This is a genomic window from Ruminococcus albus AD2013, assembly GCF_000526775.1.
GTDB lineage: Bacteria > Bacillota > Clostridia > Oscillospirales > Ruminococcaceae > Hominimerdicola > Hominimerdicola alba_A.
The window spans coordinates 2244687-2258796 of the sequence record NZ_JAGS01000001.1; the positions used below are offsets into that span (position 1 = coordinate 2244687).

Annotated in this window: 11 protein-coding genes and 1 other annotated feature; of the genes, 7 read left to right on the forward strand and 4 right to left on the reverse strand. The window is 46.0% G+C overall.

Annotated elements, in window-relative coordinates; all coding sequences use genetic code 11:
* Positions 1-52: 52 nt before the first annotated feature.
* A complete protein-coding gene (gene bglS, locus N773_RS23410) occupies positions 53-1321 on the reverse strand; it encodes a beta-glucanase (RefSeq protein ID WP_024857662.1) in 1269 nt (422 codons plus the stop codon).
* A gap of 402 nt (positions 1322-1723) precedes the next feature.
* On the opposite strand from bglS, the gene N773_RS0110035 reads away from it, so the two are divergent.
* Positions 1724-2878 carry an HpcH/HpaI aldolase/citrate lyase family protein gene (locus N773_RS0110035; protein WP_024857663.1) on the forward strand — a complete coding sequence of 385 codons (1155 nt, stop codon included), beginning with the start codon at positions 1724-1726 and terminating at the stop codon, positions 2876-2878.
* 53 nt (positions 2879-2931) lie between these two features.
* On the opposite strand, the gene N773_RS0110040 is transcribed toward N773_RS0110035, so the two are convergent.
* Together N773_RS0110040 and N773_RS22240 are read right to left on the reverse strand one after the other, a co-directional pair.
* Positions 2932-3615 carry a CAP domain-containing protein gene (locus N773_RS0110040; RefSeq protein ID WP_024857664.1) on the reverse strand — a complete coding sequence of 228 codons (684 nt, stop codon included), beginning with the start codon at positions 3613-3615 and terminating at the stop codon, positions 2932-2934.
* Positions 3612-3815: a hypothetical protein gene (locus N773_RS22240; protein WP_155250878.1), complete on the reverse strand. Its 204-nt coding sequence runs from the start codon at positions 3813-3815 to the stop codon at positions 3612-3614. The genes N773_RS0110040 and N773_RS22240 overlap by 4 nt, the downstream gene beginning before the upstream one ends.
* Positions 3816-4541: 726 nt before the next feature.
* Positions 4542-4791: a binding site (T-box leader), on the forward strand.
* 145 nt (positions 4792-4936) lie between these two features.
* Between N773_RS22240 and N773_RS0110045 the strand changes: the two genes are divergently transcribed.
* The 4 genes from N773_RS0110045 (at position 4937) to asnA (ending at position 8335) form a co-directional block, all read left to right on the forward strand.
* Positions 4937-5167 carry a hypothetical protein gene (locus N773_RS0110045; protein WP_024857665.1) on the forward strand — a complete coding sequence of 77 codons (231 nt, stop codon included), beginning with the start codon at positions 4937-4939 and terminating at the stop codon, positions 5165-5167.
* 42 nt (positions 5168-5209) lie between these two features.
* Positions 5210-6583, forward strand: coding sequence for an asparagine--tRNA ligase (asnS, locus tag N773_RS0110050; RefSeq protein ID WP_024857666.1), 1374 nt, complete (start codon positions 5210-5212; stop codon positions 6581-6583).
* 3 nt (positions 6584-6586) lie between these two features.
* On the forward strand, positions 6587-7147 hold the full coding sequence (locus N773_RS0110055; protein ID WP_196231628.1) for a hypothetical protein: 561 nt from the start codon (positions 6587-6589) through the stop codon (positions 7145-7147).
* Positions 7148-7324: 177 nt separating this feature from the next.
* Positions 7325-8335, forward strand: coding sequence for an aspartate--ammonia ligase (gene asnA / locus N773_RS0110060; protein ID WP_024857668.1), 1011 nt, complete (start codon positions 7325-7327; stop codon positions 8333-8335).
* Positions 8336-8461: 126 nt separating this feature from the next.
* Here the strand turns inward: asnA and N773_RS20110 are convergent, their stop codons facing one another.
* The gene (locus tag N773_RS20110) at positions 8462-10195 is read right to left on the reverse strand and encodes a GGDEF and EAL domain-containing protein (RefSeq protein ID WP_024857669.1); all 1734 of its coding nucleotides are present in this window, start codon (positions 10193-10195) and stop codon (positions 8462-8464) included.
* A gap of 557 nt (positions 10196-10752) precedes the next feature.
* Here N773_RS20110 and N773_RS0110070 point away from each other — a divergent pair.
* Together N773_RS0110070 and N773_RS0110075 are read left to right on the forward strand one after the other, a co-directional pair.
* Positions 10753-13113, forward strand: coding sequence for an ABC transporter permease (locus N773_RS0110070; protein ID WP_024857670.1), 2361 nt, complete (start codon positions 10753-10755; stop codon positions 13111-13113).
* A 14-nt stretch (positions 13114-13127) separates the two neighbouring features.
* Positions 13128-13898, forward strand: coding sequence for an ABC transporter ATP-binding protein (locus N773_RS0110075; protein ID WP_024857671.1), 771 nt, complete (start codon positions 13128-13130; stop codon positions 13896-13898).
* The last annotated feature ends 212 nt before the right edge of the window (positions 13899-14110 follow it).

A 14110-nucleotide genomic window follows, 5' to 3' on the forward strand; every position in this document is an offset into this window, starting at 1 on the left:
ATATCCCGCTGTCGGTCCTTGCTTTGTCCAACAAATATTGATTCAGGTTAGGTCAATACACTGCTTCAATGCTCCAGAGCTGGTTTGCACCGCCTGTGTATCTCCACTGGAGAACGTTTGCATTGTCGTTCTTGGACTTGCCTTCAACGTCCAGAGCCTTGCCGCTTCCCTTGTTGATGAGCGCATAGTTGCTGCCGACTTTTCTCAGCTCCCACTTCTGTGCGTCACCGCCATTCGCGCTGCACTGCTGAACGTTTGCGCCGTCATTCTTGCTGCCCCATGCCACATCAAGAACCTTGCCGCTGTTAGCGCACTTGATAACATAGTAGCCGTCCCACTGCTTTTCAAGATACCATTTCTGGTTCTCGTAACCGCTGTATCTGTACTGAAGAACGTTAGCGCCGTCGTCCTTGCTGCCCCAGCTTACGTCCAGAGCCTTGCCGCTGTTAACAGACTTGATAGCGTACTTCTGCTTGCTGTTGAAATTGCCGCTGTTATTATTGTTATTATTGTTGTTATTGTTCTGCTGCTGATTGTTGTTATTGTTATTATTGTTGTTCTGGTTATTATTGCTGCTCTGCTTCTGGGTATTGCCGTTGGGAGCAGTATAGGATATCCAGTCATACTGCGCAGTCAGAGGAGCTCTGCCGTTATAGTGGTTGAGCCACTCATCAACGCCCTTGCCGTTCCATACGTTCATCATAATCTTGCCGGGTGTCTGGGGGATATCCCTGTAAGCTGTGTATACAGGCTTCTTGTCAACATACCATGTAATGCTGGATTTGTCCCAGTAGAAACCGTACTGGTGGAAGCTCTGAGAAGCGTCAAAGCCCAGATTGTAAAGATACTCGTGGTTGCCCTGACCCTTGGTGTAGTAGTTGAACTGTACCTGATTGGTGTTCTTTCCAAGGAACTCGATGTCTATCTCGTCCCATACAGTGCCGTCCGAAGGACCTGTGTAGGTGAAGAAGGAGCTTACAACGCCGTCGTTCTTGATAGGCTTCATGCTCACATCATACATACCGAATCCGAAAGTCTGGGTGGTACGGTACTCAGCACCCTTGTAGCCCTGCCAGCTGTTGCCTGTGATGGAAAGGTTCATCTTGCCGCCCGAGAACTGAACATTGTTCTTGCTCCAGGTGCAGTCGAACATTCCGCCGTTTGACCAGCCGTCGGAAGCCTCCATAGTGCCCCACTCGTAGCTGTCAAAACCCGAGCCGAAATAGCTGCCGTTGAAGCGCTGTGCTGCATTTGCAGTCATCATCATGCTTGCTGAAATAGCTGCTGCTGTCAGTAAACTTACGATCCTCTTAACTCTCATAAATATACCTCCGTTTCTGAATTGTTCATTCATCACATAAGTTTGTTGGTTTTTCCGCTAAATATGTCCTTAATGACAACTTCATTATAACATCGGCATTTTGAAATTTATATTAAAAACATATAACTTTTTATCAAAAATCTAATCTGTCAAAAAATCTTACATTAAGTTTTTGATACTTTTTCGCGTATTTTTGATATTTTTGCCATTCTCTTCATTTCCCGAAACATAAGCCTTTCAATGATATCCATTGTCATTATTGACATTATAGTGGTGAAATGTTATAATATATTAGTACATATAGTAAATGACATTCAACTGATACTTGCTGACTTCACATAAGCATATATCAGCCGTTTACTAAAGTTAATTATTCAATTAAAGCAGAAAGGTCATTAAGCGATGCGTCATCATCTCTATAACCCCGATTTTAATTTCGTCCGTCCGCCCGAGGACTTCAATAAATATACCGACAGAGAACTTTTGCAGTATTGTCTCGGTGCTACGATGTATATGCCCGGCACCAAGGATTTCACCCCGAAGATACTCAGCGGTGCAATGCCGGGTCTTACCACCGTAGTGCTGTGCTTTGAGGATGCCTGTCCCGAGGAAAGCGTTGAAGCCGCCGAGCAGAACGTCTACCGCCTGCTGGATACCTTGGCATTTGCCACCGAAGAAGGTACGCTTTCCCCCGATAACATACCCCTGATATTCGTCCGCACAAGAAACCCCGAACAGTTCAGGCACTTCGCCGCAGGGCTGAACAAGCGCAGGTCTAAGGCGCTTTGCGGCATCAACTTCCCGAAATTCAGTGCAGAGAACGGTGAGGAATATTTCGCCTACCTGAAAGAACTCAACGAAAAGCTTGAGGATGTCCTCTACGGTATGCCGATAATCGAAAGCCCCGAGGTAGCCTACAAAGAAAGCCGCATGACCGAACTTCTCGGCATAAAGGATATCCTCGACAGATACCGCGACCTGGTATTGCAGGTGCGTGTGGGCGGCACAGATTTTTCCTCGGTATTCGGCGTAAGGCGCGGCGTTGACCATTCAATATACGATATACTCACCGTCCGCGAATGTCTGTGCGACATCATAAACGTCTGCGGCAGAAACAATGACTACGTAATATCGGGACCCGTATGGGAATACTTCCGCGCCCCGAAAGAGCTTATGTTCGGCGAACTGCCTACACACAGCCTTGATGACTGCCTGCTGAAAAGACACACCATCGTCAATAACGAGGTAGATGGTCTTCTCAGAGAAGTAATACTCGACAAAGCAAACGGCTTCATCGGCAGAACGGTCATTCACCCCTCCCATGTCAGGTTCGTAAACGCCCTCATGGCTGTCACCAAAGAGGAATACGACGATGCCTGCATGATACTGGGCAATAAAGCAGGCGGCGTGGTAAAAGGCTCGGGCAGCAACAAGATGAACGAGATACGTCCACATACCAACTGGGCAGTGAAAATATACATGAGAGCCCGTGCCTTCGGCGTTATCGAAAACCAGAGGGCTTATGTAAAACTGTTTTCCGAAGACGGCACCAACTGATACAGCACTAAAAAAGGACACTCCCGTAAGGAAGTGTCCTTTTTATCGACCTGTTATACCTGTTTTCCCGACATACCGCTGCCGCTTGCGAACAGCTGAGCCCAGTATGTGGTCCCGTCAGAGGCACGGTAAGCACCCATGCCCATGTAAGTCTTGTTTGCGTCAAGTATGCTCGAACGATGGGGCGCCGAATTCATGAAAGCATCACACGCGCTCCGGGCAGTATCAAATCCGTAAGCTATGTTCTCACCCGCAGATGTCACAGATATGCCGTATTCGGCAAGCACCGTGAAACACTCCCTGCCGTCAGGACGATTGTGTCCGTACGACTTTGATATCTCCTGCGCACGCTTCGCCGCAGCCGCACTGAGTTCCGATGAATATACATAGGCTTTGAGCCCTCTCGAACGGCGTTCCTTGTTCACCAGAACAGCCAGCTCATCGGCAAGGTCCCGATTGGTTTTCTGACCTGACGTTTTGCCGCCTTTGATAAAAGCAGCCTGCATCACTATATCAGTGATATTGATCTTACCGTCACCGTTGAGATCGGCTTTCTTCTGAGCACTTGTGCTCATCGTCCTTTTGCCCTTGACAAATGCAGCCATTCTCACCAGATCAGTGACATTGATCTTGCTGTCTCCGTTGATATCCGCACCGCGGAATGTCGCAGCGCTCGCCGATATACAGCCCGCCGACATGACCATTGCAAGAACTAATGCGATCATCTTTTTTATCATATCAACCACTCCTGTACATATGGACACCTTAAAATATCTGCAATAACGGCACAGATATACCTGTATCCCTTTTCATAATTCCGATGACGAATGTGCTGCCCCGCAGAACAGCCCACAGCCACCATATAACAGCACGGCGCCGATCTCTTATCCATAACGGACAGCCTGAAAGCGCCGCTGCTGATGCAAATAGATCCCAAGCATATTATCTCTCCTAATTATGTACATATTATGGTATATTTCACTACAATTGTAAATGAAGTGCGTAAAATAACATTGAATTTTAAAATCAGAAAACCTTTAAGAAGACTATTATTAACATAATATTCTAATCAATTATCAATTCAGAAATATTTGACGTTAAAATAGACATACCAAGACGTATGATGCTGTGCAAACAAATGATTTATATTTTAACTCAGACATATTTCTGCAAGAGTTGTACAAAAACGTACAACTTTTCGACCAAAATCACTGATAGTAGAAAGGCATAATTTTTTATGCCCGACAAACAGCACGAAGCCACTTCCGACACTACGATGCCCGACCGTGATACTGACCGAGTTTGCGAAGCGTGAAACGATGTAAACGCAGCCGACACTATCGCCATCGGGGTACGTTAGTGCGGATCCCGGATAAAGCTTTGTCACATGATATTTCTCCCGCTTATGCGCACGATGGCAGGCAGCACCGATTATGACTACGGGATATGAGGTGCGTGTCATACTGCATACGTGAGAAAGTTCTCAGCATCTTGACAATCCTCGCGGTATCAACACGATCATCCGCGAGCCCATATTATATTTAAGCCATAACGATAACCGCTTATTTATTGTGTTGTACAGCCTCGATCAGGAAAACCAAAAATATTTTTATCCCCCCCTTGACAAGCGAAAGGAAAAGTGCTATAATGTACACAATATTTTTGAAACGCTATGACCGGGAGAAGTAACTCTGGTATTCACTCACAGAGAGCGCGGGAGAGGTGTGAGCCGCGCAGCAGAGCCTTTGTGAATAACACCCGTGAGCGGCAGACCCAACGGCATTTTGCCAAGTAGGAAAGACGTGTTCCTCACGTTATGAGGATAAGAGTGACAACGCTCGGATACTTTTTTAAGCTTTTGAGCGCTTGTAAATTCAGGTGGTACCGCGAAGTCTATGGCTTTCGTCCTGTTATCGGGACGGGAGCCTTTTTTAATTCATAATTCATAATTCATAATTCATAATTGTGTTGACAGGGTCACGGAGCGCACGGAGCGTCAAGGCTTCCCGAGCGTGAGGGTATGGGGGTTACACCCTCATTAAGAATAGGGGGCTTTATATGAACGATACCGATAATAACAATAATATAAAGTGCCTGCGGTGCGGGACAGACATGGTCGAAGCAAATTTCGAGACATATATGTGCTCGCAGCCCATAGTTAAGCGCACGCGAAAAGGCATTCTTTCAGCACCTGTGCAATCGGGAGTGAATTGTCTGGTCTGCCGTAAATGCGGCTATATAGAACTCCGCGCAGCTGAACCACATAAACTAAAATTCCGAACGGAATGATCTAAAAGAATTTAATTTTCATAGAGAAAGGAAAAGATCATCATGAAACATATCGACATTAAGGAAGTACTTACAAACAAGGAACTTATCGGACAGCAGGTAACAGTCTGCGGTTGGGTAAGAACATCCAGAAATTCAAAGAACGTGGCTTTCGTTGAACTCAACGACGGCACATCACTGAAAAATATCCAGATAGTTATCGACAAGGCTGACGACCCCGATTATAAGGATATCCCCCGTGTGGGCTGTTCCCTGAAAGTTACAGGCGCTCTTGTTGAAGGCAGAAACGCCGCCGAGATAAATGTTACCCCCGCAGATATCACTCTGCTTGGCGACTGCCCCCAGGATTATCCTCTGCAGAAGAAGGGTCACACCCTGGAATTCCTGCGTACAATGCCCCATCTCCGCGGCAGAACAAATACCTTCAACGCAGTTATGAGGATACGTTCCGTACTGGCACAGGCTATCCATCAGTATTATCAGGAGAGAAACTTCGTTTACGTCAACACCCCTCTGATAACAGGTTCAGACTGTGAGGGCGCAGGCGAGATGTTCCGCGTAACAACCATCGGCTACTCCAACGAGTACAAGACCGAGGACGATTACGATGCAGCTGATTTCTTCGGCAGAAGAGCAGGACTTTCCGTTTCTGGTCAGCTTGAGGGCGAAATGGCTGCTACCGCAATGGGTAAGATATACACCTTCGGTCCCTCTTTCAGAGCAGAGAACTCCAACACCCCCAAGCACCTTGCTGAGTTCTGGCACGTTGAGCCCGAGATAGCTTTCGCTGAACTGGAAGACGTTATTGAAGTAGCCGAGGATATGGTAAAGCACGTTATCGGTACCGTACTTGAAAAGTGCCCCGATGAGATAGCTTTCTTTGACGCACACTTTGAAAAGGGTCTGAAAGCAAGACTTGAAGAACTCATCAGCCACGAATTCGGCAGAGTTACTTATACCGAGGCTATCGAACTCCTGAAAAAGTCGGGCGAAAAGTTCGTATATCCCGTTGACTGGGGCTGCGACCTCCAGACCGAGCACGAGAGATACCTCTCCGAAAAGGTATTCAAGAAGGCTGTATTCGTTACCGATTACCCCAAGGATATCAAGAGCTTCTACATGAAGCAGAACCCCGACGGCAAGACCGTTGCAGCAGTTGACCTCCTTGTTCCCGGTGTCGGCGAGATAATCGGCGGCAGCGAGAGAGAGGCTGATTACGATAAGCTCATCGCCGCTATGAAGGAGAGAAATATGAACCTCGACCTGTACAGCGATTACCTCGACCTGAGAAAGTTCGGTACCGTACCTCACGGCGGCTTCGGTCTGGGCTTTGAAAGACTTATCATGTACGTAACAGGCGTTCAGAACATCAGAGACGTAATTATGTTCCCCAGAACAGTTGGTTCTATCAGATAATAAATGGAACGCTTCATGCCTGTTCTGCTTGGGCTGATAATATTCGTGCTGCCCTTTGCAATTATGAGATATCACCGTTACAGTGCTGACAAAAAATGCCTGCGAAAGCTGGATATGCGCATCAAAGACGAACTTATATCCTCGGAGAACAGAGGCGCGATAGACCCGACCGTCATGGCGATGATAAAGGGGCATATCGTGAAAATCAGATTGCTGTGGTGCGGGATAGCGCTGGCAATATTCGGTTTCTCCGCAATTATGTGGGATTTCCTTCTTGTATTTGGCGCTTTACCGATCTGTGCCGCAGCGATAGCTGATATGCTCTACCGCCTGTTCAGACTGAGAGATACTTCACAACTCATGAAAGTGAAAGCCTTTGTTTTCAGGAGCAGGAGCACCGATGCCGCCGCAGTTTATTACGATATGCAAAGGCTGGGATATCGCATTTTTGCTCAGAACACAACATTCGTCAGCGGAACTAAAGCTGAAGCAGGAAGATATGTGAATCTTATAGTCAGGCGGAGCAAGAATAGATATCATCCAGTGATGATACTGGATTTCTGAAAGCTTAATCCATACCTGAAACAGAATAAAATATCGTTGAATTTATCAAGACCTCTTGACATTCATGCATTTTAGTTGTATAATAAGATGTATAGATGAGGAACGAAGATGTTCCGGTCGCATGAGGCGGTCGGATCATCTTTTCTTTTTTGTAAGAATCGAAAGGTAGTGAACTTTATGTCAAAATCACTTTATCTGCCCGAGGGCTATACCTCGGCACTGTCGCTGAGAGAAACTCAGCACGCTATCAAGTACATAAAAGATGTATTCCAGCAGGCACTTTCCATACAGCTTATGCTGGACAGAGTATCCGCACCCCTTATTGTAAGACAGGGCAGCGGTATAAATGACGACCTCAACGGCGTTGAGCGCAAGGTTGATTTCGATATCAAGGAGATAGAAGGCAAGGCTGAGGTAGTACAGTCACTGGCAAAGTGGAAGAGAATGGCTCTCTACCGCTACGGCTATCAGGCAGGCGAGGGCATATACACCGATATGAACGCTATCCGCCGCGATGACGATACCGACAACCTCCACTCCATCTTCGTTGACCAGTGGGACTGGGAAAAAGTCATCAGACGTGACCAGCGCACCGAGGATTTCCTCAAAGATACCGTTAAGTGCGTAGTCAAGGCGATAGTATATACCAAGAGAAAAGTCAGCCTGAGATATCCCCAGCTGAAAAATACAGTAAGCGAAGACGTATTCTTTGTGACCACACAGGAACTTGAAGATATGTACCCCGACAAGACCTCCAAGGAGAGAGAAAGACTCATCACCAAGGAACACGGTACAGTATTCATCATGAAGATAGGCGGCAAGCTGAAGAGCGGCAAAAAGCACGACGGCAGAGCCCCCGACTACGATGACTGGTCACTGAACGGCGATATCTTCTTCTGGAATGAGGTACTTGACAACGCTATCGAGATATCCTCCATGGGTATCCGTGTTGACGAGAATTCCCTTGCATCACAGCTGAAAGAAGCAGGCGCTGAGGACAGGATGCAGTATGACTATCACAAGATGATAGCAAACGGCACACTCCCCCTGACCATCGGCGGCGGTATCGGTCAGTCCAGACTTTGTATGCTTCTGCTTGAAAAGGCACACATCGGTGAGGTACAGTCCAGCATCTGGCCCGAGGATATGATCGAAAAGTGCGCTGCAAAGGGTATCACACTGCTTTGATAAAAGCGATAAAATAACAACTATCCTATGGACACTTCTGCTGTATATGGCAGTGGTGTCCTTTTTATGCCCTTTTTCAGCAAAAAAATTACCGTCCTCGGATAAAAACCGCGGACGGTATACATTCTAATTTTTGGTTTCCCATTCAAGACCCTTGTTTCGGGTAAACGCGCGGGTCTCTTCCATGGGCATAGGCTTTCCGAAGAAGAATCCCTGGGCACGTTCACAGCCTGCTTTTTTCAGGAACTCATAATGCTGTTCTGTCTCAACTCCCTCGCACAGGGGCTGTAAGGACATACCCTTTGCACCCTCCATTATATAACTCATCAGCGTTCCCGTTTTTGGATTGCGGTCAAAGCTTTTTAAGAATATAAGGTCGAGTTTGAGAACATCAAAATCATACTCGGCTATGGTATTAAGCGAAGAATACCCGCTGCCGAAATCATCGAGCCATATCTGATAGCCCTTCTTACGCATCTTTTCGCACTCGCTTTTGATATAGCCAACATTATCGTTGAGTGCGCTCTCGGTTATCTCGATATCCAGCATATTTATAGGCATACCGTATTCTTCTCTGGTATTTTCGATAATACCAAAGATATCACACAGTTCAAAATCAAGGCGTGATATATTTATTGATACAGGCACTACGGGTTCACCCGCATCTACAAGTGCCTTGTAGTCCAAACATACCTTTTTCACCACGAACCTGTCAACTATGTGTATCAGGTGGAACTGTTCCAGTGTTTCAACGAATTCGCTGGGCAAAAGCAGACCTATATTGGGGTCTTCCCAGCGGACGAGGGCTTCATATCCGCATATCTTTCCTGTTTTGACTCTGATGACAGGCTGATAGTACACTTTTATGTACTCTTTTTCGACTGCTTCTTCTATGTGATCTACAACGTACTGCTGTCTGCGCAGACGGTCTCTCAGCATTTCATCGTAGATACAGTAGTTCACATCATGCCTGTTTTTCACGCTGTTGCAGGCAAGCCTTGCGTGGTCGCAGGCAAGACCGACCTCGGGATATCGGTCATCAAGGAAGTATATACCCGCCTTGACCCTGACTTTTTTATTCACATCTTCCGAAAGCAGCATACGCTTGTATACTTCTTCCACTCGGGCTATCACTTCTTCCCTGCTGACTGTATCGCACACAAAGAAATGGTCATCCGAAAACCTTGCCACTGTGGCGCCCTCAAAGGTATCGTTTATCGTTCTTGCAAGATCACACAGAAGTTCATCACCCAGCTTGAAGCCGTGCCGCTCGTTATACAGCTTGAAATTCGGGATATCGAACTGCACAAAGGAAAGATCCTGCCGTCTGCCATATGGCGATTGCAGCATATTCTGTATCTTCTGGTAGAAGAACGACATATTGAAAAGCCCCGTAAGCGGGTCGGTATCCTGTGCACCCGAAAGTATCTCGGCTTCGGCAAAGGAATTATTGCTGCTGTTATAGAACTCGTTTTTATCAACATCAACTATGAAAACATAGTAAAAGCTCCTGCCGTCCTTTCGGTGCAGTATATGCCCGAAATCCTCTACATAGCGGATATCTCCGCTTTTGGTGGTTATGCGGTAGCGCACATAGTCATGGCGCTTTTCGCCGTATATGGTCTGCGCATTTATCTGGTTCTCTATCCTCATAAGGTCATCAGGGTGTACCATGCCCTTAAAAGACCCGCCCACATGGGCAAGAAACTCATCATATGTTTCACAGCCGTACATATTTACTATATTCATCTCGGCATACAGTATCTTCTCATCGCCGTCCGCTTCATATATGAAAAAACCGCCGGGAAGTCCCGTTGGTATCTGTCCGCCCGTTCTCATCTGATATAATTTATCCTCCAAAATTTCCGACCCCCTTCGATTTCCACAGGCTATTGTGCCAAAAACCTCCAGCCCTTCAAAGTCTGTTCATCTTTATTCTATATAATACCAGAAAATTAAAAGAAAATCAAGAGTTTATCAAAATTTTGTATAATTTTTCCACATAAATTTGTACGATCGTCCCATTTCACCATCGTGAAAACTCAATATATCGCGGATAAGCCTTTGCACACACACTTTACAATCGTTAAAAAATATGATATCATTTATATATAGTTATCCCGCTGACACGCCGGATCAATTGGTGTAATATCTGAACTTGAAAAACTTGACGGTTATCCTTCCCCCGCCTGCGGCGGGGGAAGGATAACATCAACACGATCATTCATTGTTATACAGCCCTTTGCAGTGGTGTATCAAAGGGATAGCCATGTTTATTATATGTCTTACTGCCTCTTTGTTCTTTTTCGGGCTTTTTCATGAGTTAAAGATTATTTTAGAATTGATATGATATCATATAAACAAAGAAAAAGTACAGTGCTGCTAAAGCACAAGACTAAAGAAAAGAGGCAATGCATATGTTTTTCAGAATATTAAAAAAAGACCTGAAACGTAAAAAGACGATGAACGTCATACTTCTGCTGTTCATCATACTCTGTTCCATGTTTGCCGCGGCAAGCGTGAACAACATCATCGCCGTTACAGGCGGTATCGAGCATTATTTCGATATGGCGGGCGTGCCTGATATAAGTGTTGCGGTGGAAAATAATAACGATGAATTTGAAAAAGAACTGAAAGCACTCCCATCGGTAAGCGGCATAAAAACCGAGAAATACTTTGAAGTGTCAAGCTCCAGATCATTTATACACAACGGGTCAAAGCTCAACAATTTCATCAATCCCGCACGACTGTTAGCCGATACTGATATGGCACTGAACTATTTCGATAAGGATAACAACATCATCAAAAGTGTTGAAAAAGGCACATTCTACGCAACGACATCCTTCACCGCCGATACGGATATCAAGGAAGGCGACGATGTTATCGTCAGGCTTGAAGGCAAAGAATTCACGCTGACATACAAAGGCTATTTCAAGGGTGCATTATTCTCCACCGAAACCTCTTCGGGGCCTGTACTGCTTGTGAATTCAGAGGATCATTCCACGCTTAAAAGCTATGGTGCATCACAAAGTCTGTTTGGCGATCCCAGGCGGCTGTATATAACTTCCACCGATACAGCAGCGGTAAAAGAACTTGCAGAACAGTATGACCACGTATACGCATCAACAAGGGAAGATCACAAAAGCATCTATCTTTATGATATGCTTACGGCATATATCATGATGGCAATAAGCATCGTGCTGATGTTGACCGCATTTGTTGTGCTGAGATTCACCATAGGTTTTACCATAACAGAGGAATTCCGCGAGATAGGTGTTATGAAAGCGGTGGGTATACAAAGTGTCAGCATACGCGGTCTGTATATCATCAAATACCTTGCTATATCCGTTGTAGGTGCGCTGATAGGCTTTTTCTGCTCTTTACCCTTACAGGATATGATGATGAAGACCGTATCAAAGAATATGGTGCTGGGCAGTGAAAACGGCTCAGTAATGGGTGCTGTGAGCTGTATCGGTGTTGTGGCAGTGATACTTATTTTCTGCTATATGTGTACACGCAGGGTCAAGAAACTTTCCCCCATAGATGCAGTGCGCAACGGTCAGACAGGTGAACGCTTCGGCAAAAAAAGCGTGATACATCTCGGCAGTTCAAAAATGCCCTCAACAGGATTTTTAGCGGTCAACGATGTGCTTAGCGCACCCAGAAGGTTCAGTATGATCACCCTGATATTCGCACTTTGTCTGCTGATAGTAACGCTGATGTCCAATTTTGCCCTTACCCTCAAAAGCGAAAAGATACTTTGGGCATTCAGCATCCCCGAAAGTGATGCACACATATTGGACGCTGAACTCATCGGTGATATGTTCCGAGGAGATAAAAATGCTTACAAGCGCCTGATGGCAGACGTAAGCGAAACCCTTGAAAAAGAGGGTATCCCCGGACAGGTATCTATATCCCTGGGAAAGAACTGCAAGTCATATCACAAGGATAATACAGCCGACATAATGTACTGGGTAACTAAGGGCGAAACGGTCAGCGAACCTAAAATAGATGAGGGAAGCGCTCCCCGCAAGTCAGATGAGATAGCACTGACGGGCTATGCCATGAAAGATCTGGGCGCAGGTATCGGCGACCGCATCAAAGCCGATTTCGACGGCGAAGAACATGAATTTCTCGTAACAGGAAAATTCTCCACCTTTATGGGCGAAGGTCACACTGCACTGCTGTATAAGGATATAGAGTTCAGTTCTCCAAACAGTTCAAGCGGAGTGCAGATACATTTTGACGGCTCACCCGACAAGGCGACCATAGATAAAAACATCGCACGGCTGAAAAAGGCATTTGATACCGATAAGATATACAACACATCGGATATGATAAAATCTATGACAGGTATATCCGATACACTCAATACCATCAAGAAAATGATGATGATACTAACTGCCATCGTCACAGCGATGATAGTTGTACTTATGGAGAGAAGCTTTATCTCAAAGGAAAAGAGCGAGATAGCACTGATGAAAGCCGTAGGCGTATCAGACAGGAGCATAATTGCACAGCACACCCTGAGATTTGTTATAGTTTCAGTATTAGCCTGCGCCGTATCACTGCTGGCACTTATGCCTGTAAGCAACGTTATAATGAACTTTATCTGCTCCATGATAGGCGATATCTCGGGAATGAAATGCGACATCGACCCCATAGAGATATTCGTTATCTGCCCGATAATGCTTATTCTTGTAACGACAATCGGCGCAATGCTGACTGCACTTTACACAAGAACCATCAGGGCAAGTGATACAGCAAGTATAGAATAACAGGAGATGATATAATGGCTGCGGTATTGCAGGCAAAGGGTCTTTGCAAGACCTATATAGTTAACAAACGTCAGAACAACGTACTTAAAAATATCGACCTTTCCATTGAAGAGGGTGAGATGGTGGCTGTTATGGGGCCTTCGGGCTCGGGAAAAAGCACACTGCTCTACTGCCTTTCGGGCATGGACAGGGTAACTGCGGGCAAGGTGGATTTCTGCGGAAAAGAGATGACACAGCTTAACGAAAAGGAGCTTGCTTCCCTGCGGCTTGACGAGATGGGGTTCATTTTCCAGCAGATGTACATGATGAAAAATCTTTCGGTGCTGGATAATATAATCCTGCCTGCGGTGAAATCCAAAAAGAACACCGAGAGCCGCAAGCAGACCGAGGAACGCGGAAGAGCCCTTATGCGCAAGCTGGGCATCGACGATATCGGCAATAACGATATCAACGAGGTATCAGGCGGACAGCTGCAGAGAGCCTGCATTTGCAGGAGCATGATAAATTCTCCGAAGATGATATTCGCGGACGAACCCACAGGCGCTCTCAACCGCGCAAGCTCCGATGAAGTCATGGACGAACTGACTAAACTCAACAGCGAGGGCACAACGGTAATGTGCGTCACCCATGACCCGAAAGTCGCCGCAAAGTGCAGCAGAGTGCTGTACATAGTGGACGGCGGTATCATCGGAGAAAAGCAGATGGGCAAGTTCAGCACCACAGGCGAAAACCTGCGTAACAGAGAAAGAGAACTGAACAACTGGCTGATGGAACAAGGCTGGTAAAAAAATCCCCCGCCGACTATTGCCGGAAACGTCGGCTTATCCTAGGGACTGCGGGTTTTATTGAGGAAGACCCTTTTGAAAAAGGGTCCTCCTCAAACGTCAGCTCTGCTGATGTTGACTCCATCCCCGAAAACTTTTAACTCTTTTTGGCAGGGGGCAGATATCTTTATAAAGTTCACTTTGTACGGTCACTAACTTCGCTTTATAGAAAT